This window comes from Parasphingorhabdus cellanae (assembly GCF_017498565.1).
GTDB lineage: Bacteria > Pseudomonadota > Alphaproteobacteria > Sphingomonadales > Sphingomonadaceae > Parasphingorhabdus > Parasphingorhabdus cellanae.
Genome location: NZ_CP071794.1, coordinates 2536410 through 2561186, shown reverse-complemented (window position 1 = coordinate 2561186; position 24777 = coordinate 2536410). Strand labels below are relative to the sequence as shown.

The 24777-nt window shown below is 54.1% G+C and carries 25 protein-coding genes and 1 pseudogene; 17 read left to right on the top strand and 9 right to left on the bottom strand.

Translation table 11 applies throughout. The features are described from left to right. Positions 1-12 precede the first annotated feature (12 nt). A complete protein-coding gene (locus J4G78_RS12325; protein WP_207986841.1) occupies positions 13-654 on the top strand; it encodes a TetR/AcrR family transcriptional regulator in 642 nt (213 codons plus the stop codon). A gap of 36 nt (positions 655-690) precedes the next feature. Here J4G78_RS12325 and J4G78_RS12320 read toward each other — a convergent pair whose 3' ends face one another. Together J4G78_RS12320 and J4G78_RS12315 are read right to left on the bottom strand one after the other, a co-directional pair. Beyond that, entirely contained in the window at positions 691-1386 is a 696-nt protein-coding gene (locus J4G78_RS12320; RefSeq protein WP_207986840.1) for an endonuclease/exonuclease/phosphatase family protein, read from the bottom strand. 126 nt (positions 1387-1512) lie between these two features. Continuing rightward, a complete protein-coding gene (locus J4G78_RS12315; protein ID WP_207986839.1) occupies positions 1513-2283 on the bottom strand; it encodes a VOC family protein in 771 nt (256 codons plus the stop codon). A gap of 196 nt (positions 2284-2479) precedes the next feature. Between J4G78_RS12315 and J4G78_RS12310 the strand changes: the two genes are divergently transcribed. The 6 genes from J4G78_RS12310 to J4G78_RS12285 all read left to right on the top strand — a co-directional run bounded on the left by J4G78_RS12310 (position 2480) and on the right by J4G78_RS12285 (position 7746). Further along, a complete protein-coding gene (locus J4G78_RS12310; protein WP_207986838.1) occupies positions 2480-4207 on the top strand; it encodes a cation:proton antiporter domain-containing protein in 1728 nt (575 codons plus the stop codon). A gap of 108 nt (positions 4208-4315) precedes the next feature. Then, positions 4316-5149 carry a universal stress protein gene (locus tag J4G78_RS12305; RefSeq protein WP_207986837.1) on the top strand — a complete coding sequence of 278 codons (834 nt, stop codon included), beginning with the start codon at positions 4316-4318 and terminating at the stop codon, positions 5147-5149. Positions 5150-5260: 111 nt separating this feature from the next. After that, a complete protein-coding gene (locus tag J4G78_RS12300; protein ID WP_207986836.1) occupies positions 5261-5998 on the top strand; it encodes a head GIN domain-containing protein in 738 nt (245 codons plus the stop codon). A gap of 78 nt (positions 5999-6076) precedes the next feature. Continuing rightward, a complete protein-coding gene (locus tag J4G78_RS12295; RefSeq protein WP_207986835.1) occupies positions 6077-6409 on the top strand; it encodes a hypothetical protein in 333 nt (110 codons plus the stop codon). Next, positions 6402-7025, top strand: a complete 624-nt coding sequence (locus J4G78_RS12290) for a class I SAM-dependent methyltransferase (protein ID WP_207986834.1) — start codon at positions 6402-6404, stop codon at positions 7023-7025. The genes J4G78_RS12295 and J4G78_RS12290 overlap by 8 nt, the downstream gene beginning before the upstream one ends. Further along, positions 6964-7746: a GIN domain-containing protein gene (locus J4G78_RS12285; RefSeq protein WP_207986833.1), complete on the top strand. Its 783-nt coding sequence runs from the start codon at positions 6964-6966 to the stop codon at positions 7744-7746. Before J4G78_RS12290 ends, J4G78_RS12285 begins: the two co-directional genes overlap by 62 nt. 35 nt (positions 7747-7781) lie before the next feature. Here the strand turns inward: J4G78_RS12285 and J4G78_RS12280 are convergent, their stop codons facing one another. Then, a complete protein-coding gene (locus J4G78_RS12280) occupies positions 7782-7991 on the bottom strand; it encodes a hypothetical protein (protein ID WP_207986832.1) in 210 nt (69 codons plus the stop codon). Positions 7992-8198: 207 nt separating this feature from the next. On the opposite strand from J4G78_RS12280, the gene J4G78_RS12275 reads away from it, so the two are divergent. Together J4G78_RS12275 and J4G78_RS12270 are read left to right on the top strand one after the other, a co-directional pair. Continuing rightward, positions 8199-8381, top strand: coding sequence for a hypothetical protein (locus J4G78_RS12275; protein ID WP_207990871.1), 183 nt, complete (start codon positions 8199-8201; stop codon positions 8379-8381). 108 nt (positions 8382-8489) lie between these two features. After that, a pseudogene (locus J4G78_RS12270) lies at positions 8490-9847 on the top strand (PQQ-dependent sugar dehydrogenase). A 1-nt stretch (position 9848) separates the two neighbouring features. On the opposite strand, the gene J4G78_RS12265 reads toward J4G78_RS12270, so the two are convergent. Together J4G78_RS12265 and J4G78_RS12260 are read right to left on the bottom strand one after the other, a co-directional pair. Next, on the bottom strand, positions 9849-10679 hold the full coding sequence (locus J4G78_RS12265) for an ATP-binding protein (protein WP_207986831.1): 831 nt from the start codon (positions 10677-10679) through the stop codon (positions 9849-9851). Between the two features lies 1 nt (position 10680). Then, the gene (locus J4G78_RS12260) at positions 10681-12432 is read right to left on the bottom strand and encodes an acyl-CoA dehydrogenase family protein (protein ID WP_207986830.1); all 1752 of its coding nucleotides are present in this window, start codon (positions 12430-12432) and stop codon (positions 10681-10683) included. A 52-nt stretch (positions 12433-12484) separates the two neighbouring features. On the opposite strand from J4G78_RS12260, the gene J4G78_RS12255 reads away from it, so the two are divergent. From J4G78_RS12255 to J4G78_RS12230, 6 genes are all read left to right on the top strand, one after another. Next, a complete protein-coding gene (locus tag J4G78_RS12255) occupies positions 12485-13438 on the top strand; it encodes an L-threonylcarbamoyladenylate synthase (RefSeq protein ID WP_207986829.1) in 954 nt (317 codons plus the stop codon). A 119-nt stretch (positions 13439-13557) separates the two neighbouring features. Continuing rightward, positions 13558-14610: an efflux RND transporter periplasmic adaptor subunit gene (locus tag J4G78_RS12250; protein WP_207986828.1), complete on the top strand. Its 1053-nt coding sequence runs from the start codon at positions 13558-13560 to the stop codon at positions 14608-14610. Between the two features lie 36 nt (positions 14611-14646). Next, complete coding sequence (locus J4G78_RS12245; protein ID WP_207986827.1) at positions 14647-17742, top strand: efflux RND transporter permease subunit; 3096 nt, start codon at positions 14647-14649, stop codon at positions 17740-17742. Between the two features lie 15 nt (positions 17743-17757). Beyond that, entirely contained in the window at positions 17758-18285 is a 528-nt protein-coding gene (gene msrA / locus J4G78_RS12240; RefSeq protein ID WP_375140369.1) for a peptide-methionine (S)-S-oxide reductase MsrA, read from the top strand. 4 nt (positions 18286-18289) lie between these two features. Next, positions 18290-19165, top strand: a complete 876-nt coding sequence (locus tag J4G78_RS12235; RefSeq protein ID WP_207990678.1) for a UTP--glucose-1-phosphate uridylyltransferase — start codon at positions 18290-18292, stop codon at positions 19163-19165. 63 nt (positions 19166-19228) lie between these two features. Beyond that, positions 19229-19498, top strand: a complete 270-nt coding sequence (locus tag J4G78_RS12230) for a DUF6726 family protein (protein WP_207986825.1) — start codon at positions 19229-19231, stop codon at positions 19496-19498. Between the two features lie 26 nt (positions 19499-19524). On the opposite strand, the gene J4G78_RS12225 is transcribed toward J4G78_RS12230, so the two are convergent. From J4G78_RS12225 to J4G78_RS12215, 3 genes are all read right to left on the bottom strand, one after another. Next, a complete protein-coding gene (locus tag J4G78_RS12225; RefSeq protein WP_207986824.1) occupies positions 19525-20547 on the bottom strand; it encodes a M48 family metallopeptidase in 1023 nt (340 codons plus the stop codon). A 15-nt stretch (positions 20548-20562) separates the two neighbouring features. Beyond that, on the bottom strand, positions 20563-21237 hold the full coding sequence (locus J4G78_RS12220; RefSeq protein ID WP_207986823.1) for a LysE family translocator: 675 nt from the start codon (positions 21235-21237) through the stop codon (positions 20563-20565). A 173-nt stretch (positions 21238-21410) separates the two neighbouring features. Beyond that, complete coding sequence (locus tag J4G78_RS12215) at positions 21411-22301, bottom strand: LysR family transcriptional regulator (protein ID WP_207986822.1); 891 nt, start codon at positions 22299-22301, stop codon at positions 21411-21413. Positions 22302-22448: 147 nt separating this feature from the next. Here J4G78_RS12215 and J4G78_RS12210 point away from each other — a divergent pair, with 147 nt between their 5' ends. Together J4G78_RS12210 and wrbA are read left to right on the top strand one after the other, a co-directional pair. Then, positions 22449-23165 carry a pirin family protein gene (locus tag J4G78_RS12210; protein ID WP_207986821.1) on the top strand — a complete coding sequence of 239 codons (717 nt, stop codon included), beginning with the start codon at positions 22449-22451 and terminating at the stop codon, positions 23163-23165. Between the two features lie 77 nt (positions 23166-23242). Next, on the top strand, positions 23243-23842 hold the full coding sequence (gene wrbA, locus J4G78_RS12205; protein ID WP_207986820.1) for an NAD(P)H:quinone oxidoreductase: 600 nt from the start codon (positions 23243-23245) through the stop codon (positions 23840-23842). Positions 23843-23917: 75 nt separating this feature from the next. On the opposite strand, the gene J4G78_RS18190 is transcribed toward wrbA, so the two are convergent. Further along, entirely contained in the window at positions 23918-24724 is an 807-nt protein-coding gene (locus J4G78_RS18190; RefSeq protein ID WP_243457077.1) for a PEPxxWA-CTERM sorting domain-containing protein, read from the bottom strand. Between the last annotated feature and the right edge of the window lie 53 nt (positions 24725-24777).

Genomic DNA, 24777 nt, shown 5'->3' with positions numbered 1-24777 from the left:
AGGGGAACCGCCATGAAAGATGCGGAAGTAAATCAACTACATAGGCTGGCCGATAGGCCAGCAAGCCAGCGCAAAATTGCCGATATTCTGACAGCGGCTCGCGTTGAATTTTTTGCCAACGGTTTCTCCGCGGCCACTATCGAAGCGATAGCGGCCCGCGCGCAGGTTTCCAAAGTGACCGTTTACAGCTGGTTCAAGGATAAGGAGAATCTGTTTGGGCAAGTGGTTCAAACCGAAGTGGCCCATATGCGCGAAAACTTTATGCCGGAGAATTTGGCTGAGAAAAGCTTGCGCGATATCTTGCTCTATGCGGCGCTTGGTATGCTCGACTTTTTGTTGCGAGAAGACCGTGTCCGGCTGGAACGAATTTTGGCGGCGGAAATGACGCGCGATCCGGCAATTGGTAAGATGTTCCTTAAAAACGGGCCGCTGCGAATGGCCGAGGGGCTGAAAGCCCTTTTACGAGCTTCGGTTGAAAAGGGCGAGATTCACAGCGATGATTTGGAAGCGTCGGCCGAAATGTTCGCCGGATTGGTAATGGGCCGGATGGATTTGCTGCTGCGCTATGGCCATAAAATCAAGATGACCACAGCGGACAAAGAAAAACGGGCCAAACGGGCCGTTGATGCCTGGATGCTGATCCACCAACCCTGAACCAACCCGCTGTGCCCGTTTTCTGCCCTCCCCCCGCTATGCCGAAACAATCTGCGCCCAAACTGGCAGATGGTCGGATGCCTTGCGCGCCGACGCGCTGTAATGCACGCCCCCGATAACGGCCTTTAACCGGTCGCAATGCATGATCCGGTCAAGCCGGGCAATGGGTCCGCGGGAGTGGAAACTGCGGCCACATTCGACCAGATTATAATGGCGGCTGAAATCATTCAGACATCCACCGGACGCGCTCCATTCATTGAGATCACCCATTAATATGGTGGATCTGTTCTGCCCATATTGCTCAGCCAGTTTAACAATAGCAGCGGCTTGGCGGCGGCGCCACAAACCGGACAGATCCAGATGCATGCCAAATATCGAGAGATCAAAGCCATTTATGTCAATCTGCGCCATCACCGCTCCGCGCGGTTCCAGATAGGGAATATGCAATATGTCATGCGCGATGATATCCGCCGATTTGCGGGTCAATATCGCATTGCCGTGCCAGCCCATGCTGTCCGTCTGCACATCAAGAGGAATAGCGCGATAGTCGCTATGTTGTTCGAGCATCAATGACGGAATAGCCGCCGCGCGCGCACCAAAGCGGCGATCCGCCTCCTGCAAGGTAATGATGTCCGCATCCAGCTCGTTGAGCACTTCAATCACGCGCCCGGGATTGCGCCGTCGATCGGTGCCGATCGCTTTGTGAATATTGTAACTGGCGACCTTTAGCATCGAAGAGTCTGTAAGTGTCCCACGCAGCTTCCATTTCACCCCATTTAAATTCGACAGGGCGCTCGTCTAACCTAGGGATAAGCGGCGATCATGCAAACGGATTCTGGTGCCGGAAAACCTGTCAGTCTAGCGTGCAGGCTGTAGCAGCCCGAATAATGCACCTGTAGGATCGCGCAACAGCACGAACGGGCCAATAGCTTCGTTGGTTTTGGGCGGAATCACAACCTGCGCGTTCAGAGATAGCGCCTTTTGAGCCACGGCATCAACATCGGCAACGTCAATATAGGGAACCCACTGCGCGGCGATTTTCACGCCCTTGGGCATTGTCAAAATCCCTGCGACAAGGCTGCTATCAGATGCGGAAAAACGGGTATAAAGACCCATATCATCTGTTTCGGTCTGTTGTGCAGACCAGAGGCACAAGTCTTTGTAAAATGACGAAGCAGCGCCGGCATCAGCGGTGAGCAGGTCATCCCAAATGAAGATACCTGTCGGCGGGGGATAGTCATGACTAGCGACATACGGACAAATTGCTGCCCCTTGCGGATCACAGACCACTGCGCTTCGCCCGACACCGGGAATATCAAATGGCGGCTTTTCCATTGTCGCGCCTAATAGGCGCGATCGCTCCACAGCAGCATCAACATCATCAACCGCCACAAAAGCCAGCCAGCGAGACGAACGATCCGGCTCTATTTCAATGAACCCGCCATGGGCTTCGCCACCCTTTAGAATGAGCGGATAATCAGCCTCGCCGGATTTCCAGACAAATTCTGTCGCATGCTCGACCGCATAGTCCCAGCCGAGCAATTCAGAGTAAAAGTGACGCGCTTTGCCAATATCGGTGGTCAAAAGATCATGCCAGACAATGTGACCCATTGGTGATTGTTCAGACATATAATGCTTCTTTTCGGTTACAGCCGTCGTCCCGCACATGCGATTGCCATTTTTTGACTCATATCAATCCAATGATGAATTGGCAGTGATAGACACTATTCTGGCATCAGCGTGACCGTCTTGAAACTAAGGGAATCGACTTAATTGCCGGTTCCTACTCCAGACCCCATTAGCGACAAAAAGCGGAGGCCTGACTTTGCACCCTGAAATTCCCTATCTTCGCGAAACCATTATTTTTCTGGTCGCCGCCGGGCTGGTTGTGCCGCTGGTGCGCCGGGCCGGTATCAGCGCAGTGCTGGGCTTTCTGTTTGTCGGTCTCATTATCGGCCCCTTTGGTGTCGGGCGGCTGGTCGGCGAGACGCCGGTGCTGGAACTGATGGTCATTGCCGATGTCGAGGGCGTCAGCCGGTTTGCCGAGCTAGGCGTCATATTCCTGCTTTTTACCATCGGCCTGGAACTATCGGTCGCACAGCTTTGGGGCATGCGCCGGTTGGTCTTCGGGTTCGGCACCGCACAGGTGGTGATCAGCGCACTGACCATCGGCGGCATTGCCTATGCTTTTGGCAACACTTTGGTTGCCGCCGCGATTTTCGGCCTGTGCCTGGCGCTCTCGTCCACCGCATTGGTGATGCAATTGCTCACCGAAACCCGGCGTCTCAGTACGCCTGCCGGCCGTGCCAGTTTCGGGGTATTGTTGCTTCAGGATCTGGCCGTGGTGCCAATCCTGTTTTTCGTCGGCATAGCCGGTGCAACGGTGCAAGGGTCGCTCGCCGTGGCGGCGCTGCAAGCCATCGGGGAGGCGGTGTTGGTCATTGCCCTGATCTTTTTGATCGGCCGAATCGCGGTGCGTCCTTTCCTGCGCTTTGTTGGCGGTACCGGCAGCCGCGAAGTGTTCATGGCTGCGGTGATATTGCTGGTCCTGATCACCGCCGCGCTGACGGCATTGGCGGGGCTCTCGATGGCACTGGGTGCCTTTCTGGCGGGGCTGCTATTCGCTGGCACCGAATATCGTCATCAAATCGCCAGCGATATCGAGCCTTTTAAGGGCTTGCTGCTCGGCCTGTTTTTCATCTCGGTGGGGATGAGCCTCGATATCCTGGCGGTTTGGGCAAACATCCAGTGGGTGCTGCTGTCCGCGCTGGGCCTGTTGCTTATTAAGGGGACTATTCTGTTCGCCCTCGCCCGCGCCTATCGGCTGCCCAAGGATGTCGCGGCGGAAACCGCCATATTGATGAGCCAGGGCGGCGAATTTGCCTTTGTTGTTATCGCCGCTGCCCTCTCCTTCACTCTGCTCGATCCGGATATTGCACAATTCATGTTGCTGGTCGTCATCGTTACCATGTTTCTCACCCCGCTGCTTGCCATAGCTGGGAAGCGGGTCGGCAAATATTTGCGTCAGCGGGAGGCAGAAAATGGTGGTCCAGCCGCGAGCATTGATGATGAACAACCCGTGATCATCGGCGGCTTTGGCAGAGTCGGGCGCATGCTTGCGCAGCTGCTGGACGAGCAGCGCGTGCCCTATGTTGCAGTCGATAGTGATCCCGATCTGGTCGCCGCCGGACGCGCCAAAGGCGCGGCGGTATTTTTCGGCGATGCGAGCCAGCCCGACCTGCTCAAACATCTTGGCATCGAACGCGCTTCAGCCTTTGCGACCACGATGGATACACCCCAAGCCGCAGAGCATGTTATCAAGGCCATTCACCACGACTGGCCGCATATCCCGATCATCGCCCGCGCCAGCGACGTCAGCCATGCGGCCCATCTCCGCGCGAGCGGGGCCCGGAGCGCAGTGCCCGAAACGGTCGAGGCCAGCCTGGAACTATGCGAGCAATTGCTGACCAGCATTGGCTTCCCGCAAGATGCCGCCCGCGCCATCGTCGATGACCAACGCACATGGCAAACCGAAACGCTGGAGAAAGAATAGACAGACGCTATCGAGCATCACGCAATCAATCGATTTTACACGCCGAAACAACCAGTGATATCCGCACGTTCAACCGAAACACATATTTTATAGAAAGACATTTCCCCCATGTCCGCAACATCAGATCAGACCATATTCCTCACCACCGACCTGACCGCCCGTGGCGACCGGCCAATGGATCGCGCGATCCAGCTGTCCAAGGCACGCGGCGCAAAGCTGGTGGTCTTTCACGTATTGGAAAAAGGGCGCCATGACAGCGCAGCTGTGGATGCGGCCAAGGCTGAAATCGAACTGGATCTGGCCAGCTATGATATCGAAGCAGACATCCTTATTGAGCGCGGCGACGTTGTGAGCGAGATTATCGATAATGCCACAACCAGCAATGCCGCGATGATCGTTACAGGCGTTGCGCGCATTGGCCGCCTTGGCGATCTGGTCATGGGTACGCAATTGGAACGAATCATCCATCACAGCCCGCTACCTGTGCTGATCGCCAAAAACCGCGCGACCACTCAATATGAACGTTTGGTCGCGGCCAGCGATTTCTCCACACCGTCGGCCCATGCAATTGAACAGGGACACAAATTATTTCCCAAGTTACAGGCCCATATCATCAATGCTTTTCATGTTCCGTTTGAAGGATTTCTGCACAGCGAAACCGCGACCGAGGAATTTCGGACCGAGCAACATTTGCTGATCATGAAATTTATGGAAGATCTGAAACTCTCATCTGAGGCGCGCAGCAACATGACCTATAGCGTCGAATATGGTGATACCTGCAGCGTGGTTCAGCAGGCGCTGAAAAATCGCCACAGTGATCTGGCGGTTATCGGAACCCATGGCACTAGCGGCTTTCGCGCCAATATGATGGGCAGCATGGCTCGCGCGCTGATTACATATTTACCGTGCGACATATTGGCCGTGCGCCAGCCGCCGAAATAGGCCCGTTAAAAAAAGACGAACGAAATGATTGATGTAAAGAGCCGCAACTGATCGCTTGCCAACGCCTGCGCCTTGCTGTATTAGATAAGCAATACACATTGGAGGCCTATTATGAAAAAACTTTTGTTCGTCATTCCTTTTCTCGCGCTTGCAGCCTGCGAGGGATCCATTGCCGAGGCCGTTGGCAGTACCGCAAAAAGCAGTTTTTCTGATGGCACGCAGATCACATCTACGGACGCCAATCCCGGCGAATTTACCGGTGTCACTTTGGCCGGGCCAGACAATATAGTTTTCACCACCGGTTCGGAATTTTCGATCCGGGCGGAGGGCGACGCCGATACACTGGAAAAATTGCGTTATAAAATCACAAATGGGCAACTGAAAGTCGGCCGCGAAAATAGCGGCATGTGGAGCGGCAGTTCAAGCGCGGCCATCGTCTATGTCAGCGCGCCATCGCTGGAAAGCGCAAAACTGTCGGGATCAGGTGATATGCAGGTCGATAAAATGAATGGTGAAAGCGCGCAACTCAGCGTGGCCGGGTCCGGCAATATTGACATTGCGGAAATGGAAACCGCCTCACTCAACACCAAAATCGCCGGGTCGGGTGATATCTCTTTTTCTGGCAGGGCGGATGATGTTCAAATATCAATTGTTGGTTCGGGCGATATCAAAGGCAAAGCACTGAAAACGGAAGCGGCGGCGATCAAGATTGCGGGCAGCGGCGACGTGGCCTTATCGTCCGATGGCACAGTCGATGCCAGTATCGCAGGCTCCGGGGATATCCGGATTCATGGCGATGCCAACTGCAAAATCAAAACCGCGGGATCGGGCGATGTCACTTGCGGGTGATTAGCCACCACTAATTTCCCTTTCCTACCTGATTGGCCTTCTGCTAGCCTTTGGCACGTAAGCCGGGGGAGGCTCATCATGGCACGACAAGATCATCGGATAAAATATGCACGCATAGCTGTTTTTTGCAGAAACAGAGGGTGTGATCTGTGTGAACTTTGGACCGCGCAGGTGCTGGAAAAATGTCGTGTGATGTGTGTGAACTTTGGACGGTTCGCATTTCCCAACACAGCGATTTTAAAGGGTGTGAACTTTCCAGCGGCCTTGCGAAATATCGTGACGCAAACATCCTATCGCGGCGAAAAACCATCTGTGATCTGTGTGAACTTTGGACCACCATTACCAAGTCTAGAAGCGCCTAAACCGCTGATCTTTAAAGATTTTCACGGGGAGGTGCGCGTTCATGCCTAATTTCTGGGAAAAGCATGCTGTTCCGCGGATCATAAAATTCGCTTGTTCGCAACCGGCGGTGATGAAGGACCGCAGCGAAATTGTTCCCAAAGCGCAGGGAGAAATACTGGAACTGGGCTGTGGCGGGGGTATCAATCTGCAATTTTACAACCGGGCCAAAGTCGATAAACTCACCGGGCTCGATCCATCCGCAGAATTGCTAGACTATACGCGCAGCGAAGCCAAAGCGCTCGGGTTGGAGATGGACATTTTGGACGGGATCGGGGAGGCGATGCCGTTTGCCGATGACAGTTTCGATACGGTGCTGACGACCTTTACCCTTTGTTCAGTACAAGATGGTAAACAAGTTCTCAACGAAATGCGGCGGGTGTTGAAACCGGGCGGCAAGATCCTGTTCCTCGAACATGGACGCGCGCCCGATAAAGGCCCGGAAAAATGGCAACAGCGGATCGAACCGATGTGGAAACATATTGCCGGTGGTTGCCATTTGCATCGCCCCGTCTCGAAACTGTTCGAGGCAGAGGGTTTCGCATTGAATCAGGAAGGCGGGCATTATGCCCCCAAAACGCCCCGATGGTTGGGGTGGATGGAATTTGGAGAAGCACGACCATTATGAGAAACGCCCTATGAAATATCTCTTCATCATATTGTCCTTGGCCGTTGTGGCTATCATCTCTCCGGCCGATGCAGCGGAACGCAAATTTTCTATCTCCAGCTTTGAAGAAGTGCGGGTTAGCGGCAGCGTAAATGTGATCATTTCAACCGATCGCGGCGTATCTGCCAGCGCGGAAGCGGCGAATCGGGAAATATTGGACCGGGTATCCCTGCGCAAAAGCGGCAACCAGCTGATCGTATTGGTAAGTCCCAAAACCAGCGGCCGCGATACTCACTTTTCAGCGGACGAGACAGTGACGGTCACGCTGAGCAGCTATATCGTAAAGTCGATCATCCATTCAGGATCGGGCACCGTATCGCTAGACAAATTGGGCGGACGTGATCCCAAAGCACGTCTGACCGGTTTTGGCGTATTGACGATTAACGATGTTGAAGCCGACACGCTTACCGTCGCGATGAACGGCGGCGGAGAAATCGTGATAGCTGGTCAGGCAAAAAAGGGGCGCATAAACCTGCTTGGATCGAGCATATTTGATGGTTCGCAATTGACGCTGGAAACACTGGAACTGGCACAGCGCGGACCAGCCAGCAGCCATGTCTTTGTCGAAAAAGAAGCCAATATAGCCAACAGCGGTACTGGCCAAATCCAGATTGATGGCCGGCCCAATTGCAGCGTGAAATCCGCCGGATCAGCGCAGATTATCTGCGACCCGGAACGATAGGTTTTCTGCCTGATTTTCGCTTTTAAAACAGTGCGTTAATGCACTGTTCCGATCGATTGATCGATCGATAGCAGAACGCAAAGCCGCTCGACCTGCCGCCATTTGCAATAGTGCAGATGATTACCCACGGCCCGGCTTTTATCCGCGCGGTTGGCAGCTTCCAAACCGGCCTCTTCACCAAAATTGGTGATCAGCTGCTCGGCATCGGAAAAATTGGTGGAGTCTATAAATACGGGTAGTTGCAAAACAGGCTCCTGCGCTAATATCGCGGGCCTTAATCGCCCCGCTCGACAACAACGATCAATAGACAACAGGAATGGAAATTCCGTCAAAGTGGATGGTGAACAAAAGCTTATTTTTCGGTAAGGAGACTGTTCTGGTCAATCATCGCAGGTCATGGCATGGGGCGACGATGATTGTTAAATGGGGATGATCGTTAAACGGGGATCGATATGACTGACGGCCAGAAGCCAACAAACGGCGCGAACAAAAATGCAGGCGGCTTCTTCCTGGCAGCCGGTTGCATTATCGGCACTGTCGGCGGCGGGCTGCTGGGACAGCCGTCGATTGGCCTTCTTGGTGGACTGGCTGCGGGCGCTCTTATCGCGATCGCTATCTGGTATTTCGACCGCTGACATTATCGGCAATCGGGCCACCTGTATAAACAGCGATAAAGGCCCCCGACTGACATCCCCGTCAATAGCATGCTTGTCATCAGACGCCGCGCTTCCTATTGTCTTCTCATGCTAAAACATATTCGCAACGTCTCGATTCTGCTCATTCTGGTCGTCATTGGCGCGGGCTATTATTTCACTCGCGGCGATACCGCCCGTTTGCCGCTGGAGGCGACAACAGGCGTGAAACCGGAAATCACCAATGTTCGGAAAGAAAATTTTCCGACCATCAACATTGCCGAGGCTGATCCTTGGAATCCCGGCGAAGGGCCGGTGGCTGCTGAAGGCCTGACGGTTGAACGTTTTGCAGAAGGACTGGACCATCCGCGCTCCATGCTGCGACTGCCCAACGGCGATATACTGGTGGCCGAGACCAACAGCCCCCGCGCACCAACAGCGGCATCGAGGGCTGGATCATGCGCAACCTGATGAGCAAGGCCGGGGCGGGCACGCCATCTGCCAACCGCATTACCTTGCTGCGCGATGGGGATGCGGATGGCAAAGTGGATGAGAAATTCGCTCTGCTTGAAAATCTCAACTCACCCTTTGGTATGGTGCTGATAGAAGACACGCTTTATGTCGCAAATACCGATGAGGTGCTGGCCTACCCTTATACTGTTGGCGATACGAAAATCACCGCTGAGGGACGCAAAGTTGCTAACCTCAATGCCAAGGCACCGAATAATCACTGGACCCGTAATCTGATCGCCAGTCCGGACGGTAAATATCTTTTCATTGCTGTCGGATCGAACAGCAATATCGGCGAAAACGGAATGGATACGGAAAAAGAGCGCGCCGCCGTATTACGCGTCGATTTGGCGACCAATGACAAAATTGTCTATTCCGATGGCCTGCGCAATCCTGTCGGTCTTGCCTATGAGCCGGTTTCCGGCAAGCTCTGGACCGTCGTGAATGAACGCGACATGCTCGGTAGCGACATGGTGCCGGACTATCTGACCGAAGTGGTCTTTGCTTCGCATTATGGGTGGCCGTGGCATTTCTGGCGCGGCCATATTGATCCGCGGGTCGAGCCGAAGAATCTTGATCACCGGCAATATGAGCGGCGGCCGGATTATGGTCTCGGCGCTCATGTCGCGCCTCTGGGACTGGCTTTTTCCAATGGCGAAGCTCTGGGAGCACCGTTTGACAGCGGGGCAATTGTGGCAAGACACGGATCATGGAACCGCAAGCCACTATCCGGCTATGATGTAGTTTACGTGGATTTTGATGAAAAGGGTAAACCGCAAGGCAAGCCTAAAATGGTGCTAAGCGGCTTTGTCGATGACGATAAAAAGGCGCGTGGCCGCCCGACCATGGTGGAATTTGACCAAACCGGCGCGCTGCTGGTCAGCGATGATGTTGGCGGCATTATCTGGCGCGTGTCAAAACCCGGAGCAGCAAGCCCTTCATCTGAGGCAGCCGAATAAGCTAGTCCAGTGATTTCCCGGTACGGCCGGCCAATTCGACAATATATTGCCAAGCCACGCGGCCTGATCGGCTGCCACGCTGTTTAGCCCATAGCAACGCATCTTCATTGGCATAATCCAGACCATATACGGCGGCATAGCGTTCGATCATCGCCAGATAATCATCCTGCGACGCGGCATGAAAGCCTAGCCGCAGGCCAAAGCGATCTGACAGTGCCAGCTTGTCATCGACTACATCGCGCGGGTTGACCGGATCATCTTGCTCAGCCATCTGCCGCGGGACAATATGCCGCCGGTTTGATGTCACATAGAGCCGCACATTGCTTGGCCGTGCTGCCACTCCGCCCTCCAGCATCGACCGCAGTAAGCGCGGGGCAGCGTTGCCTTCGTCAAAACCGATATCGTCGATGAACACGATAAACGGCCTGTCTACCTTGCCGAGAACGACAAAAAGATCAGGCAAGCTGGCGAGCTTGTCGGCATCGGCCTCAACAATAGCTACATCAGCCTCAGTAGATTGGAGTGCGCGGACAACCGATTTTGCCAGCGCCGATTTACCCATGCCCCGCGAACCCCATAGCAAGACATCATGGGCTGCAAAACCGTTGGCCAATCGCTCGCTATTTTCCAGCAACCGCGCCTTTTGATCGTCAATCCCGGTCAACATATCCAGCGCGATGGGCGCAAAATCTTCAATCGCTTGGACAGAGCTTCCATCCCAGTGAAAGGCCGGACTGCCTGCTATATCCGCAGAGCTTTGGGGAACCGGAGACAGCCTTTCCAAAGCATCGGCAATCCGGTGGAGCGCTTCTTTGGTCTCCTCGTCGGCCATATCAGGCGACCAGTTCCTCGCTGTCGAGGCGGTATAATATGTCCGCACCACCCATGGCCGCCGCTTTCAAACCCAAAGCTTCGGGAACCAGGTGATCGAGATAATAGCGGGTCGTTACCAGCTTCGCTTTCAAGAACGGATCATTGCCGCCTGCCAGTTCCGTTTCGGCAATGCGCTGCTGTTTTTTCATCAACATGCCGCAAGTCGCGGTCGCCAGCATGGTCATAAACGGATAACTGCCTGCCAGCCGGTCATCAATCGAAGCATCGCCGCCGGCCATCCAGTTCGCGATATCTTCGACCATCATCGCCAATGTCATCAGCGCGTCTTCGTCTTTTGCCTCTGCCTTAATGTCACCGATGAGAGCCATCATTGCATTACCGCCATCAAGCCCCAGTTTCCGGCCGACAAGATCCGCTGCCTGAATACCGTTCGTGCCTTCATAAATTGGTGCAATACGCGCATCACGAAAATGCTGCGCCGCTCCGGTTTCTTCGACAAAACCCATGCCGCCATGCACCTGCACGCCGATAGATGCCACTTCATTGCCGATATCCGTGCCATAGCCTTTGATCAGCGGCGTCAGGATTTCCGCACGCGATTTCGCGCCTTCAATGCCAAGGGTGGCGCCGTCCACATGCGATGTCGCATAATAAAGCAGGGCCCGCGCCGCTTGTGTCAGCGCCTTGCTGCGCAGGATCATGCGGCGTACATCGGGATGCTCAATAATAGCCACCGGCTCCTTGTTGCCACTGCCGGCGCGCGCGGATTGCACCCGGTCGGTCGCGTAAGAAATGGCCTGCTGTGTTGCCCGCTCGGCAATTTGCACACCCTGTGAGCCGACGTTGATGCGGGCGTTGTTCATCATTGTGAACATCGCTTTCATCCCGCCAAATTCACCGCCTATCATCTCGCCAACACATTGGTCATTTTCCCCGTAGGCCATAACGCAAGTAGGCGATGCGTGGATGCCCAGCTTATGTTCGATTGACACACAGGTCACATCATTAGGCGCGGCGCTGTTGCCATCGGCATCCAGATGAAATTTGGGCACAATGAACAAGGATATCCCCCGCGTTCCTTCCGGGGCGCCGGGTGTCCGGGCCAGTACCAGGTGAATGATATTGTCGGTCAGGTCATGTTCGCCAAAGGTGATGTAAATCTTCTGACCTTTAATCTTATATTTGCCCGCATGCTCGCCTTCAGTAATCGGCTCGGCCGTGGCGCGCAGCGCGCCGACATCGGAACCGGCCTGCGGTTCGGTCAGGTTCATGGTTCCTGTCCAAGCGCCGGAAATCATCTTTTCCAAGTATGTAGCTTTCTGTTCATCGCTTCCGTGCGCATGGATGGCTTCTACCGCACCAAAGCTCAGCATCGGACATAGTGTGAAGGCAAAATTGGCAGCACCGCAAGTTTCGAGAATCAGCGCTGACAACGAATAAGGCAGTCCTTGACCGCCAAATTCCTCAGGACCGTCAATCGACGCCCAACCACCCTCGACAAACTGGCTATAAGCTTCTTTGAAACCAGCAGGCATCGTCACGGCGCCATCATTCCATTTCGCGCCAACAGTATCACCGATACGATTAATCGGCGCAAACTCGCCAGCCGCAAATTGACCAATGCCTTCGACAATAGCTTCAACCATATCTTCACTGGCCCCAGCAAAGCGCTCATGCTCGGCGAGCGCATCGATATTGGCGATGTGTTTCAGGACGAAATTTTGTTCTCTGCTGGGCGCTGTAAAGCTCATCTTCAATCTATCCGCTATTGCTTGAAATCTCGCTGGGCTATAGCGCCCTATCATGTCCGGCTCAAATGATCATATTGATGGCAACGTGCGACGTTACGGCAAGCAGGCGATAGCCATGGCTGCCGACCGGTTGCAATCCGGCGGGCTGGTCGCTGTGCCGACTGAAACTGTCTATGGCCTGGCAGCTGATTCGACCAATGCCGCCGCGATTGCCGATATCTACCGGACGAAAGGCCGCCCCGATTTCAACCCACTCATCGTGCATGTGCCCGACATGGGTTCGGCGAGCGAATTGGGGATATTCAATGATCTTGCAGCGACGCTGGCACATAAGTTCTGGCCCGGCCCGCTAACATTGGTGGTACCCAAAACGGCGGATTGTCGGGTTGTGCCGGCGGTCACAGCGGGCCTTGATACTATCGCCTTGCGCTGCCCTGCGCATCCCGTGATGCAGGAATTGCTGAAAGCCACGCAGCTTTTCCTTGCAGCGCCATCGGCCAACAAAAGCGGCGGAATAAGTCCAACAAGGGCAGCGCATGTTGAAAACAGCCTCGGCAGCGCGACGCCCATGATATTGGATGGCGGTTCCTGCGAAAGCGGGGTTGAGTCGACCATCGTTGCGATAAGGGGCGATAACTATGAAATATTGCGCCCTGGTCCGGTAACAGCCGAACGGCTCTGTGAAAGCATTGGCAGACCAGCGATTATAAACCAGAGCCCAAGCATCGAAGCGCCCGGGCAGTTGGCCAGCCACTACGCACCATCAAAGCCGGTGCGGCTCAATGCTGAGACCGCAGATCACGATGAATATCATATCGGTTTTGGACCGATAAGCGGCCATAGCTGTCTATCGAAAAATGCTGATCTCGCGGAAGCCGCAAGCAACCTTTTCGCAACCATGCATGTGGCAGATGCCGATGATCGTCCACGAATTGCCGTGGCTCCGATACCGGAAACGGGTATGGGAATCGCCATTAACGACCGCCTAACCCGCGCTGCAACCTAGATAAATGAGCAATTGCCGGGATTATTCAGCCCGCATTTCGTTGCAATTCGCAATTTTTTATTGGTCGAAGCCGATTCCAGACTTATGAAGGGTGGTCGGGAGGGGACAGGTGGGCGTGTATGACGTTGTATAGTCAAAAATCTTTGGCCTTGGTCGCAATGGTCCTGCTGACAGCTTGTGGGCAAAGCGAAGCAGATGAGAAGCGAGCATCAGATGAACCGATTCCTGCGGCGACCATTGTCGTTTCTTCTGCCAGTCAAAATGAAACCATCACCGCCGCCGGTACAGTACGTCTGCGCCGCGAGACCGAATTGGGGTTTACGACATCCGGTCAAGTTGCATCCGTGCGTTATGAAGAAGGCGACCGCGTCAAACGCGGTGCGCTATTGGCGGCGCTCGATACCAGTACAGTGTCGGCTGATCTGGAATCGGCGAAGGCAGAGCGCGATCGCGCGCAAGCGGAATTTGACCGGATCAAATCCCTGTATGCCGATGGCTGGGTGACCAAGGCACGGTTGGAGCAAGCAGAAGCCGCGACACGCGCGGCCAAGGCGCAAGTCAATGCCAGCGGATTTGCAAGCAGGACCGCGCAGATTACCGCGCCCAGCAATGGCATAATCCTGACACGCAATATTGATGCAGGGCAGATTGTAAATGCCGGAACCACTGCTCTGGTATTGGGAGAAACGGACAAAGGTTTTGTCCTCAAAGTACCAATGACTGATGCCGATGCATCGCGTATCCGCACCGGCATGCGCGCGAATGTTGCGATAACCGCGATATCCGACCAACCATTTGAGTCGATCGTTAGCGAAAAAGATGGTCGGGCTGATGAGCAGACCGGAACTTTTGAAGTCAGCTTTCGATTGCCGGGGAATGAGAAGCTGCGTTCCGGTCAATTAGGCACCGTAGAAATCGAAGTTACGCGTAGCGATGATGGCGCAATCGCAGTTCCGGCAACCGCAATATTCGGCGTGCGATCCGGCGAAGGTCTGGTCTTTGTTGTCGATGAAAAAAACCGTGTGAAGCAACGGAATGTCGTGATTGGCGAGCTCACTGACGATGTTCTGGAAATCACCTCTGGCCTTAACGATAGCGATGTAGTGGTGACACGTGGTGTGGAAAAGCTGCGCGATGGCGATCGTATAAAACCGATCCGCGCATCAAAATGATGGCGATGCATATCTCGCTCGGGACTTACATTTAATATGCTCGCCGAGTTTTTCATAAAGCGCTGGCAACTGACAATGGTCATGTTCCTGTTGCTCGCCATATTGGGAATCAGCGCGCTGATGAACATCACCCGCGCGGTTGATGCGCATTTCCCGATTCCGGTGGTGAACATCATTGCCGTCCAACCCGGCGCCGATGCGCAGGATATGGAAGAAACAGTCGCCAAGCCGATTGAGGAAGTGGTGCAGGGACTGGATGACGTTATGGAGGTGGAGTCGACCAGCACCGACGGTGGTACGATCATCAATGTTGAATTCAGCAACTGGTCCGGTGATGTGGATGGTTATTTCGATGATGTGGTGCGCGAAGTATCGGCCATCCGCGATCAACTGCCAGACAATCTCCAAAGGCTGGAATTTTTGAAGGTCCGGACGACCGAAGCCGCCGTGGTACAGTTGGCGCTGGTCAGCGAAAATGCTTCTTGGCGGCGGATGGAAAAATATGCCGATGATCTGGCCGACAATCTAACCCGTTATGGCGGCGTGCGTGAGGCCAAGATATTCGGCTTGCCGCAACCCGAGGTCAGCGTCGAGATTGATCCGGCACGGCTGTCTGAACTGAAAGTGCCGCCCAGCGCCGTTGCCGATGCTTTGCGTCAAGGCGGCGCAGAGCTTGCCGGTGGTGCAGTGCAGAGCGGTGGACGCCGATTAAACGTCGAAGCCGGCGGTGCGTTTCGTAATCTCGATGCCATAAGAGCCCTGCCTCTGCGGGCATCCGGCGGATCGCTGCTCACCATTGACGATGTTGCTGAAGTGAAATGGGGTGCAGAGGAACAGATTTATCGAACGCGGCACAATGGCAAGCGCGCGATATTTGTTACCGCTACACAGAAAGACGGTGTTGATGTCACCCGTTTGAAGGCTGAACTGGATGTCGAGCTGGAGAAGCAGGAGACAATATTACCGCCTGACATTCAGCTGGTTGAACAATTTGACCAAAGCCGGGATGTGAAAAAGCGATTGAACGAACTCACGCGTGACTTTGCTATCGCTATCGGTCTGGTGATTTTTACGCTCTTGCCACTCGGTCCGCGCGCATCCGGTATCGTCATGATATCAATTCCGCTCTCTCTCGCCTCCGGGCTGCTGGTGGTCTATATGATGGGCTATAATCTGAGCCAGCTTGCCATTGCCGGTTTCATTGTATCGCTAGGGCTTCTGGTTGATGACAGCATTGTTGTGACCGAAAATATCGCCCGCCATCTGCGCATGGGGAAAAGCCGAATACAGGCAGCCATAGATGCAAGCCTGGAAATTCGGGCGGCGGTGATTGGGTCCACGCTGGTGCTGGTTTTTGCTTTTGCGCCTTTGCTGTTCATGCCGGGCGGCGCGGGTGCCTATACCCAGTCGTTTTTCGTGGCGATCATGGCAACCGTCACTGCATCATTGATCATTTCGCTGTCGCTGATCCCATTCCTGGCCAGCCGTATGTTGCGCCGCGATGAGGATCCCGAAGGCAATGCTGCGCTAAAATGGCTTAACGAAAAAATCCAGACATTCTATCGGCCTATCCTGCACAAGGCATTGGGAGCTCCTTGGAAAACGGTCGTTCTTGCGATGGCTTTGTGCCTATCTGCTTTTGCTCTCATTCCCGCCATGGGCTTTTCATTATTTCCTTTCGCCGATGCGCCTTATTTTCGGGTGTCGGTGGAAACTGAACAGGGCAGTAGCCTCGACCAAACAGATATTGCCGTCAAACAGGTCGCGAAAATATTGGAGGCGGAACCGAGCATCAAAGTGCGTGCCGAGAATATCGGCAATGGCAATCCGCAAGTTTTCTATAATATCGGACCGCGCGCTGAACGCACCAATTATGGCGAGGTATTGGCTGTACTGGATAAGTGGGATGCGGAAGAAGGCGCTGATCTTGTTGGCCGGCTGCGACCGAAATTTGACCAGATTGCCGGTGCTCGTGTGAAGCTGGAACTCTTTCAAAATGGCGCGCCAGTAGAAGCGCCAATCGTGATCAGGATTACCGGGCCTGAGCTTGATGGCCTGAAGGATCTTGCCGGACGGGTTGCCGATATCTTGCGCGACACCAACGGCGCCCGGGATGTGAACAACCCGATTGCCAATGACAAGATCGATCTCGACATCGGATTGGACGAGCGCAAAGCCGCGTTATTGAATATTCCGGCCGGCGAAGCCCGCCGAGCGATCCGTCTGGCTCTTAGCGGTGAGAATGCTGCGACTTTCCGGGATTCCGAAGGGGATAATTATCCAGTCACCGTACGCCTGCCGCTTGAGGATGCGCAGCCGGTATCGGCATTGAACGATATTTATCTGGCGACCCGCAACGGCGATCCTGTAGCCTTGTCCCAGATCAGCAATCCAAAACTTACCAATGTCCCGCCGCAAATCCAGCGCTACCAGCTACAGCGATCGGTTTCAGTGACCGCTCAGGTTGATTATGGAGTGGTGCCCGCAACAGTTACAGACAGAGCCGTTGAACAAGTGAGCAGGCTTGATTTTCCCGATGGCTATGAATTTTCCATTGGCGGCGAAAGCGAAGCCATAGGTGATACTTTTGGCGATTTTGGTCCGATAATCGCAACAGCTCTATTGCTTATTTTTGCGGTTCTTGTTGCCGAGTTCCGACGGTTTCGAGAGACTATTGTTGTGGCGGGGGTTATTCCCCTTGGTACGTTTGGCGGCATTATCGCCCTTTATGTGACTGGCAACAGCATGGGTTTCATGGCGATTATCGGCTTTCTTGCGCTGATCGGGATTGAGATTAAGAACTCCATATTGCTGGTCGATTTCACCACTCAATTGCGCGAACGCGGCATGCCGCTGCGCGAAGCCATCGAACAAGCCGGGGAAGTACGCTTCCTGCCGGTACTGCTAACATCCGTCACAGCCATTGGCGGATTGATGCCGCTTGCGCTACTAGGCGGCTCGCTTTATGCGCCGGTCGCGATTATCATTATTGGTGGTTTGATCAGTTCAACCTTGCTTTCGCGGGTTGTCACCCCAGCTATGTATTGGTTGATTGCCCGCCGTGATGCGGAGCGGCAAGACCAGAAAAACAATGGCGAAGGCGCGTCTCCCGACCAAATAGCGCCCGCCTAAAAGGAGTTTATGACAATGCAGGAAGCGATTTTTGCCGGTGGCTGTTTCTGGTGCACCGAAGCGGTATTCAATGACATCGCTGGCGTTCACAGTGTCGAGAGCGGTTATATTGGCGGGGACAATGCCAACCCAACCTATCGCCAGGTTTGTTCCGGTACGACCGGTCATGCCGAAGGGATTAAAATTGGTTTTGACCCTGATGTAGTCAGCTATGACGACCTACTCGATATCTTTTTCGCCACCCATGATCCGACCCAGCTCAACCGGCAAGGCAATGACATCGGAACGCAATATAGATCGGCTATCTTCCCTCTGGATGATGATCAGCACGCTGCGGCTGTCGCGGGCATAGAACGGGCGGGCGCAGAGCGGTCGGAACCCGTTGTAACCACGATAGAAGGACCAGCAACCTGGTATGTAGCAGAGGATTATCACCAGCAATATTGGGCGGATGAAGGGCGCGGTAATCCCTATTGTGTTGCCACCATCCCTCCAAAATTGCAGAAGCTGCGCACCAGTTTTGCGGATAAATTGAAGGACTAAAATCATCTCCATGAAACCAATTAAAAAAGCCGTTTTCCCCGTCGCGGGGATGGGCACCCGTTTCCTGCCTGCCACCAAGGTCATGCCCAAAGAGCTCTTTCCGATCGTTGATCGCCCACTACTGCAATACGCGGTGGATGAAGCGCTGGAAGCCGGAATTGAGCAGATGATCTTCGTCAATGGCCGCGGCAAAGGCATGATTGAGGATCATTTCGACCTCGCCTTTGAGCTGGAACGGACTATGGAAGACCGCGGCAAGGATGGTTCGGTACTAGAAGGCACGCGCCTGACACCGGGCAACAGTGTCTTTGTCCGGCAACAGGAACCTCTTGGACTTGGTCATGCGATCTGGTGCGCGCGGGACATAATCGGAGACGAACCTTTCGCCATCTTCCTGCCCGATGAATTCATGGTAGGCAGCCCCGGCTGTATGAAGCAGATGGTCGACGCCTATGACAAGCTCGGCGGCAACGTTATCTGTGCGCTGGAGATCCCGATCGAGGATACGCCCTCTTATGGCGTAATTGATCCGGGCTATCGCGACGGACCTATTACCGAGGTCAAGGGTCTGGTTGAAAAGCCACCTGCTGGCACGGCACCATCCAACCTGATCCTGCCGGGCCGTTATATCCTGCAACCGGAAGTGATGCGCATATTGGAAACTCAGGAAGCGGGTGCCGGCGGAGAGATACAGCTGACCGATGCCATGGCGCAAATGATCGGCAAACAGCCATTCCATGGCATGACTTTTGATGGCGCGCGTTATGATTGCGGGTCAAAAGCTGGATATGTCGAAGCCAATCTGGCGCTGGCACTGGCGCATCCCGAAATTGGCGATGATATTCGTGTTGTTGCGGAGAAGTTGCTCGCTAAATCATAGGGTTGGATACTGTTCAGCCCGTCTTCATTGCTGGTAGCGCAAAATCTAGCCGAGGAGATAATCATGCGGTCATCGTCCATATTCTTGACAACGCTAGGCCTCGCCCTGCTGAGTGGGTGCGTAGCCAGCAAAATCGTGACAGCGCCGTTCAAGGCCGCCGGTACAGTTGTCGAAACGGCAGTTGATGCTTCCACGCAGACCGAGTCCGAGAGGGAAGAAGATCTCGGACGCAAGGTGCTTGCAGAACGCAAGCGAGAGCGGGACGCTTGCCTTAAACAAGCCGAAACCAAAGCAGAACGCAAAGAATGCAAACGCGCCTATAAGGACGATTAAAAGCCCGCTACCTTCTGCTCTGATTGCTACTCAGGCTTGCTGGCAACCAATAAAGGGGGCGCATATTTTCCGTCCACTGCTTCGATCTGCTGCATCTTGGCAATCTCCTCTTCAAATAACTTTACCCGCTTTTTCCAGCGATAGTGCGTTGATGCGGAAAAAATTCCCTTGCCATATTGCTTACCATAGCGCGTCCAGAATCGGATCGCGGCTTGCGGATCATAACCGGCATTTGCCATCAGCCAGACTGACAGACGATCTGCCTCAATCTCGGCCGCCTTGATCCGGCCCGCGCTCTTTCCAAATTGCCCGAAAAAACCGCGATTGACCTTTTGCGCGTTCAACCTGTCACGATGTTTGAGCAGGTTATGCGCCAGTTCATGCGCAGCAATGGCTGCCAGTTCATCATCACTCAATACATATTCCGCAAGCGTCGATGATATACTGACAAGTTTTCCGTCCGCCGAAGCTTCGCGCTTTTTGCTGACCCTAATTTGAAACGCGCTGGGACAAGTTCTGGCGGGAGCCAGGTTGACGGCCTGCCGAATACCGCCACGTTCTATCATCAGCTCGGTACGACCATCGGTGCCTGCACTAACCAACCGCGCCTTTATGGCAGCAATCCGGCGATATTCCGATTTTTGGTCGGCCAGTTTTTCAGCATCAATCGGGATATCCTCTAACGGCATGCCGTCAATGGCGGTCACTCCATCCCCGGCTTCGAGCTCAGCAATTGCAGCCGGACTATCAGAAGCAACGGCGTTAATAGCGATAGGCGTGGAGAATCCAAGCGCGAAGCGCGCCGTCTGTTGATCACCATATTGGTTGATATCGTGTAATAAGATGCCGGTATTTGGGACGGTTTCCGTACAAAATGCAGCATTGGCCGCAACCAGCCGATATCCTGTAGCGTGCAAGCGTTGATCAAGCAGCTGCAAGGATTTTAGCGCCAGCACATCCTGGGACTCGATACCAAGCTCTTGCGCAGCCTTCGCTGGTGCATGCGCGGCAAACGAAATGACTAGAGCGAAAGACAATATACGCAGCATCAAGGCTCCTTACATTTACAACCCTGTCGCGCTGTTGAACGCAAATGCCACGCTGGCGTCAACCAGATTGAGATAAGCCATTACCAACGCCACGCAAACCAGAACAACAGCAGCCACATATTTGAAAACGTCCTGCACCCGATCCGCGCTGCCAAGACTGCGCGCTCTGGATGCCAGCGCGGCATAGAAGGTCAGGCCAGCCGTTTCCGTGAATATCGTTAGGCCCGCCAATATACCGAATTGCACCCATAAGTTGCCCGTAGGATCAACAAATGGCGGGATGATAACGGTATAGAAAAACAACGCCTTGGGGTTAGACATGTGCACGGCCAGCCCGCTGAGGAAGCCGCGGCGAAACCCTTCGCTCTTGGCAGATGAACCGCTGAGATTCTGTCTCGCCCCTCGCAGCATCGCAATGCCAAGCCATGCCAGATAAGCCACGCCCAACCAGCGGAGCACGGCATAGGCGGAAGGGAAAGCCTGAATCATCGCGATCAATCCAAAAGCGGTCAGTGCGTACCAGATGAAATTGCCAACATTAATCCCGACAATCGGTCCCAACGCCCCGCGCATGCCGCCCTGCCTGCCCGCAGGCAAGGCATGGCTGACCGTCACCATGGTCGCCGGCCCCGGCGTGAAACAGAAGGTCAGGTCGGTAATCAGGAATAGCAAGATGGTCTCAATCGGCATGGTTAGACAGCTTCACATGCCTCAACATGAATGAGTTTATACAGCTTATACACAGAATCGCACAAAATTTCAGGCCCTCCCTATCCTCTAGCAAAAGCCTGCTACCCAACAGCCATACGCCCGGTCTTCTTCCGTATTGCGCTTTACCGGAACGGTATGATGTAGGACAGCCTTTAACGCAGATGCTGCTTGAGAAAGTTGATCAGCGCATTAACCCGCGCCGGGCGATGTGGCGAGGGCGGCATCACGAGATTGAGCGCAATTTCGCCAAAGCGCCAGTCGGGCAATATGGGTTCCAAGGCCCCGCTATCAATCGCATCCTGACACAGAAAATCCGGCAAATAACCAATGCCGCGACCAGCTATCAGTGCGGGCAACATGATGTCGCCATTGTTGCTCTGAAAACGGCATCTGGGTCGTACTGATATTTTTTGTCCCTTCGGGCCTTTGAGATGCCAGGTTTCCGGTGTGGCTTCATTGGAATAGAGAAAACAGTCATGATCGGTGAGATCATCTGGGCTGATCGGCGTTCCGCTGCGTTTCAAATAGTCTGGCGACGCGATAAAATAGGCCTGCATGCCGCGCAGTCTTATGGCCCGCAAACTGCTGTCCGGTAGCTCGGCAATGCGGATAGCAAGGTCAAAGCCTTCTTCGATCAGATCAACCCGAGCATCGCTGAGCTGCACATCCACCATGATCTCGGGATAGGCGCACATGAAATCCGCTATAACAGGTGCGAGGTGGGACAAGCCAAAACTTAATGGCGCTGCCAGCCGAACCTGACCACGCAACAAATGGGCCGTGTCGCGAGCCGCTTCCATCGCCGCTTCTCCATCAAGCGCAATAGTCTGTGCATAGGGAAGTAGGGCCTTACCCGCCGTTGATAGCGATATCTTGCGGGAAGTTCGGTGGAACAGAACTGTGCCAAGCGATTCCTCCAGGCGCGTAATCGCTTTGGACACCGTCGGCTTGGAGATCGCCAGCTCATGAGACACGGCGGTAAAACTGCCGAGCCGAGCGGCCGCCGCAAATATCGCCCAGGCTTCAAAATCAGGAAGGTTCATAGCTCTTTATTATAGATATAATGGAAACAATCAATTTCTGAATTTGATATTTATGAAACAATATGAATCGCCTATCTCTTTTTCAAGCAAGACGGAAACGCCTCTTTAAAAGCAGGGCGGAACCGCTCAGAAAACTGGAGAATGACTATGATCGAGAAACGCACATTTGATGAGCTGGCCCATGTCAATCATGATTGGCTGCAGGCCCGGCATCATTTTTCCTTTGGTCGCTATTGGGATCCCGCTCGGATGGGTTTTGGCCCCATTCGCGTCTGGAATGATGATGAAATTAATGCGCAAACTGGCTTCCCCATGCATCCACACGAAAATATGGAAATCATCACTTATGTTCGGGAGGGCGCGATTACCCATCGCGACTCACTCGGCAATGAAGGCCGCACAGAGGCGGGCGATGTTCAGGTGATGAGTGCTGGCACCGGCGTGACCCACAGCGAATATAATCTGGAAGACGAGCAGACAAGACTTTTCCAGATCTGGATCGAGCCCCGCGCGGCGGGTGGAGATCCTCGTTGGGATGCAAAAGCCTTTCCGAAGGGCGAGCGTGCCGGACAACTGGAAATATTGGCGAGCGGCTTTGACGAGGATATCAACAGCGGTGCCCTGATGATTCGGGCCGATGCGCGGCTTTACGGAGCAGCGCTGAAAGCCGGAACCAAGGTCCAACATAAGATTGCTAACGGCGCGCATGTCTATCTCGTCGCTTCGGCTGGCTCTTTGCGGATTAATGGCGAAGAAATTGCTGCCCGCGATGCGCTGGCAATTCGCGACGTCTCCGCACTGGATATCGAAGCCCTGGATGATGCCGAGCTGGTATTTGTCGAAGCTTTTGAACTGAACAACTGACACCCGCGAAGATGGGGCGCTCCTATATCCCTGAATCTTGAGCGCCCCTTCATTTAACCCCTGAAAGGAGAAATAAAATGGCGAAAATACTGGTTTTATATTACTCATCCTATGGCCATGTGGACAGCTTGGCGCAGGCAATTGCTGACGGCGCGCGTGATGCCGGCGCAGACGTTACCATCGGCCGCGTGCCAGAAACCGCTCCTGACGAAGTGGTCGAGGCAGCCGGATTTGGCAGCAATGATGATCACCCGATTATTGAACCGGACGGCATGGCCGATTATGATGGTATCATCGTTGGTTCGCCGACGCGCTTTGGCCGTTTATCCAGTCAGATGGCTTCTTTCTGGGACCGCACCGGCGGTTTATGGATGAAAGGCGCGTTAGTCGGTAAAGTGGGTGCCTCCTTCACCTCCACCGCCTCACAGCATGGCGGTCAGGAAACCACACAATATTCGATCCTGAGTAACCTGCTGCATCATGGCATGACAATCGTTGGCCTTGACTATGGTTTTGCCGGTCAAATGAACGACAAGGAAATTGTTGGCGGTTCCCCCTATGGCGCATCGACAATAGCTGGCGGCGACGGTAGCCGCAGCCCGCATGAAATCGATCTGGATGGCGCGCGCTATCTTGGAGGGAAGGTTGCTCGGACGGCGGAAAAGCTTACCGCCTGATAGCACAATAAAATGCAAAAAGCCCCGCTGAATAATCTTCAGCGGGGCTTTTTCGTATTCGTTTGCTAGGGCCGTTTAGGCGTAGGTAACCTTCACGTTTGCTTTGCGTTGACGCCGCCGGTTAGAGCGCAGAGCACCCCCAATAGCACCAAAGCCAAAAATCATGAACGCCCATGTCGCGGGTTCTGGAACCGCGCCGCTAATCTGACCAGCTTCGCTGGCGATGATCGCTGCGTTACCATTGGCAAAGCGTGCCAATACCTTACTTGGGTTTTCGCCAGAAAGTGCCGCACCAAATTCCACAGCCGCTGGGTCATAAGGGAAAGAGACCCCGTCAGTTACCGGATTGCCTACGCCAAAGGGTGTGATGTCGATGTCGAGGTTGGAACCACCCTGGCCCTGACCTGATCGTCCAGCCATACCATTTACAAGACCAATTGGGTTATTGCCATCGCCATTGGCGGAATAAGCACCGAAGGCACCGCGATATTCGCCAATATAGCCGCCTTGGCCACCGGAAATTACATAGTCCAAGGCGTTGTTAAACAACAGGTCGGTATTGGCCGCGCCAATATCATCCTGAAAGTCGCCGTTGAACAACACGATATTGCCAAGCACATAGGACTTCACATTCGCAGCGGCGCCAACCGATAGGCCAGTGCCAAAGCTTGATCCATTGCGTGTATAAACAAACAGATCAAATGAATCGAGAAATCCTGCCGTTGCGAGCTGTGCATCAGTCACAATAGTCGTCGTATGCCCACCAGCAGAATATAAGGTGTTGATATTATTGTCGCCAAAAATGGCAATCAAAGCTGCATTGGCCGGAACTGGCGCAATAGCAATTGCGGAAACTGAAGCCGCAAGAAGCAATTTTTTCATGATATAAAAATCCCTCAAATTATCGACCCGATCGAAAATAGAAGGTAGTCGCA

What these genes read in the sequence shown, in the direction of transcription:
- J4G78_RS12285 (WP_207986833.1), top strand. Translation starts at nt 6,964, where the DNA reads ATGCCCCCAAAACGCCCCGATGGTTGGGGTGGATGGAATTTGGAGAAG.
- J4G78_RS12260 (WP_207986830.1), bottom strand. Translation starts at nt 12,432, where the DNA reads ATGAGCTTTACAGCGCCCAGCAGAGAACAAAATTTCGTCCTGAAACAC.
- J4G78_RS12220 (WP_207986823.1), bottom strand. Translation starts at nt 21,237, where the DNA reads ATGCCGATTGAGACCATCTTGCTATTCCTGATTACCGACCTGACCTTC.
- J4G78_RS12230 (WP_207986825.1), top strand. Translation starts at nt 19,229, where the DNA reads ATGCGGTCATCGTCCATATTCTTGACAACGCTAGGCCTCGCCCTGCTG.
- J4G78_RS12255 (WP_207986829.1), top strand. Translation starts at nt 12,485, where the DNA reads ATGTCCGGCTCAAATGATCATATTGATGGCAACGTGCGACGTTACGGC.
- J4G78_RS12305 (WP_207986837.1), top strand. Translation starts at nt 4,316, where the DNA reads ATGTCCGCAACATCAGATCAGACCATATTCCTCACCACCGACCTGACC.
- J4G78_RS12245 (WP_207986827.1), top strand. Translation starts at nt 14,647, where the DNA reads ATGCTCGCCGAGTTTTTCATAAAGCGCTGGCAACTGACAATGGTCATG.
- J4G78_RS12225 (WP_207986824.1), bottom strand. Translation starts at nt 20,547, where the DNA reads ATGCTGCGTATATTGTCTTTCGCTCTAGTCATTTCGTTTGCCGCGCAT.
- J4G78_RS12275 (WP_207990871.1), top strand. Translation starts at nt 8,199, where the DNA reads ATGACTGACGGCCAGAAGCCAACAAACGGCGCGAACAAAAATGCAGGC.
- J4G78_RS12250 (WP_207986828.1), top strand. Translation starts at nt 13,558, where the DNA reads ATGACGTTGTATAGTCAAAAATCTTTGGCCTTGGTCGCAATGGTCCTG.
- J4G78_RS12290 (WP_207986834.1), top strand. Translation starts at nt 6,402, where the DNA reads ATGCCTAATTTCTGGGAAAAGCATGCTGTTCCGCGGATCATAAAATTC.
- msrA (WP_375140369.1), top strand. Translation starts at nt 17,758, where the DNA reads ATGCAGGAAGCGATTTTTGCCGGTGGCTGTTTCTGGTGCACCGAAGCG.
- J4G78_RS12325 (WP_207986841.1), top strand. Translation starts at nt 13, where the DNA reads ATGAAAGATGCGGAAGTAAATCAACTACATAGGCTGGCCGATAGGCCA.
- J4G78_RS12210 (WP_207986821.1), top strand. Translation starts at nt 22,449, where the DNA reads ATGATCGAGAAACGCACATTTGATGAGCTGGCCCATGTCAATCATGAT.
- J4G78_RS12315 (WP_207986839.1), bottom strand. Translation starts at nt 2,283, where the DNA reads ATGTCTGAACAATCACCAATGGGTCACATTGTCTGGCATGATCTTTTG.
- J4G78_RS18190 (WP_243457077.1), bottom strand. Translation starts at nt 24,724, where the DNA reads ATGAAAAAATTGCTTCTTGCGGCTTCAGTTTCCGCAATTGCTATTGCG.
- J4G78_RS12215 (WP_207986822.1), bottom strand. Translation starts at nt 22,301, where the DNA reads ATGAACCTTCCTGATTTTGAAGCCTGGGCGATATTTGCGGCGGCCGCT.
- wrbA (WP_207986820.1), top strand. Translation starts at nt 23,243, where the DNA reads ATGGCGAAAATACTGGTTTTATATTACTCATCCTATGGCCATGTGGAC.
- J4G78_RS12265 (WP_207986831.1), bottom strand. Translation starts at nt 10,679, where the DNA reads ATGGCCGACGAGGAGACCAAAGAAGCGCTCCACCGGATTGCCGATGCT.
- J4G78_RS12295 (WP_207986835.1), top strand. Translation starts at nt 6,077, where the DNA reads ATGGCACGACAAGATCATCGGATAAAATATGCACGCATAGCTGTTTTT.
- J4G78_RS12320 (WP_207986840.1), bottom strand. Translation starts at nt 1,386, where the DNA reads ATGCTAAAGGTCGCCAGTTACAATATTCACAAAGCGATCGGCACCGAT.
- J4G78_RS12300 (WP_207986836.1), top strand. Translation starts at nt 5,261, where the DNA reads ATGAAAAAACTTTTGTTCGTCATTCCTTTTCTCGCGCTTGCAGCCTGC.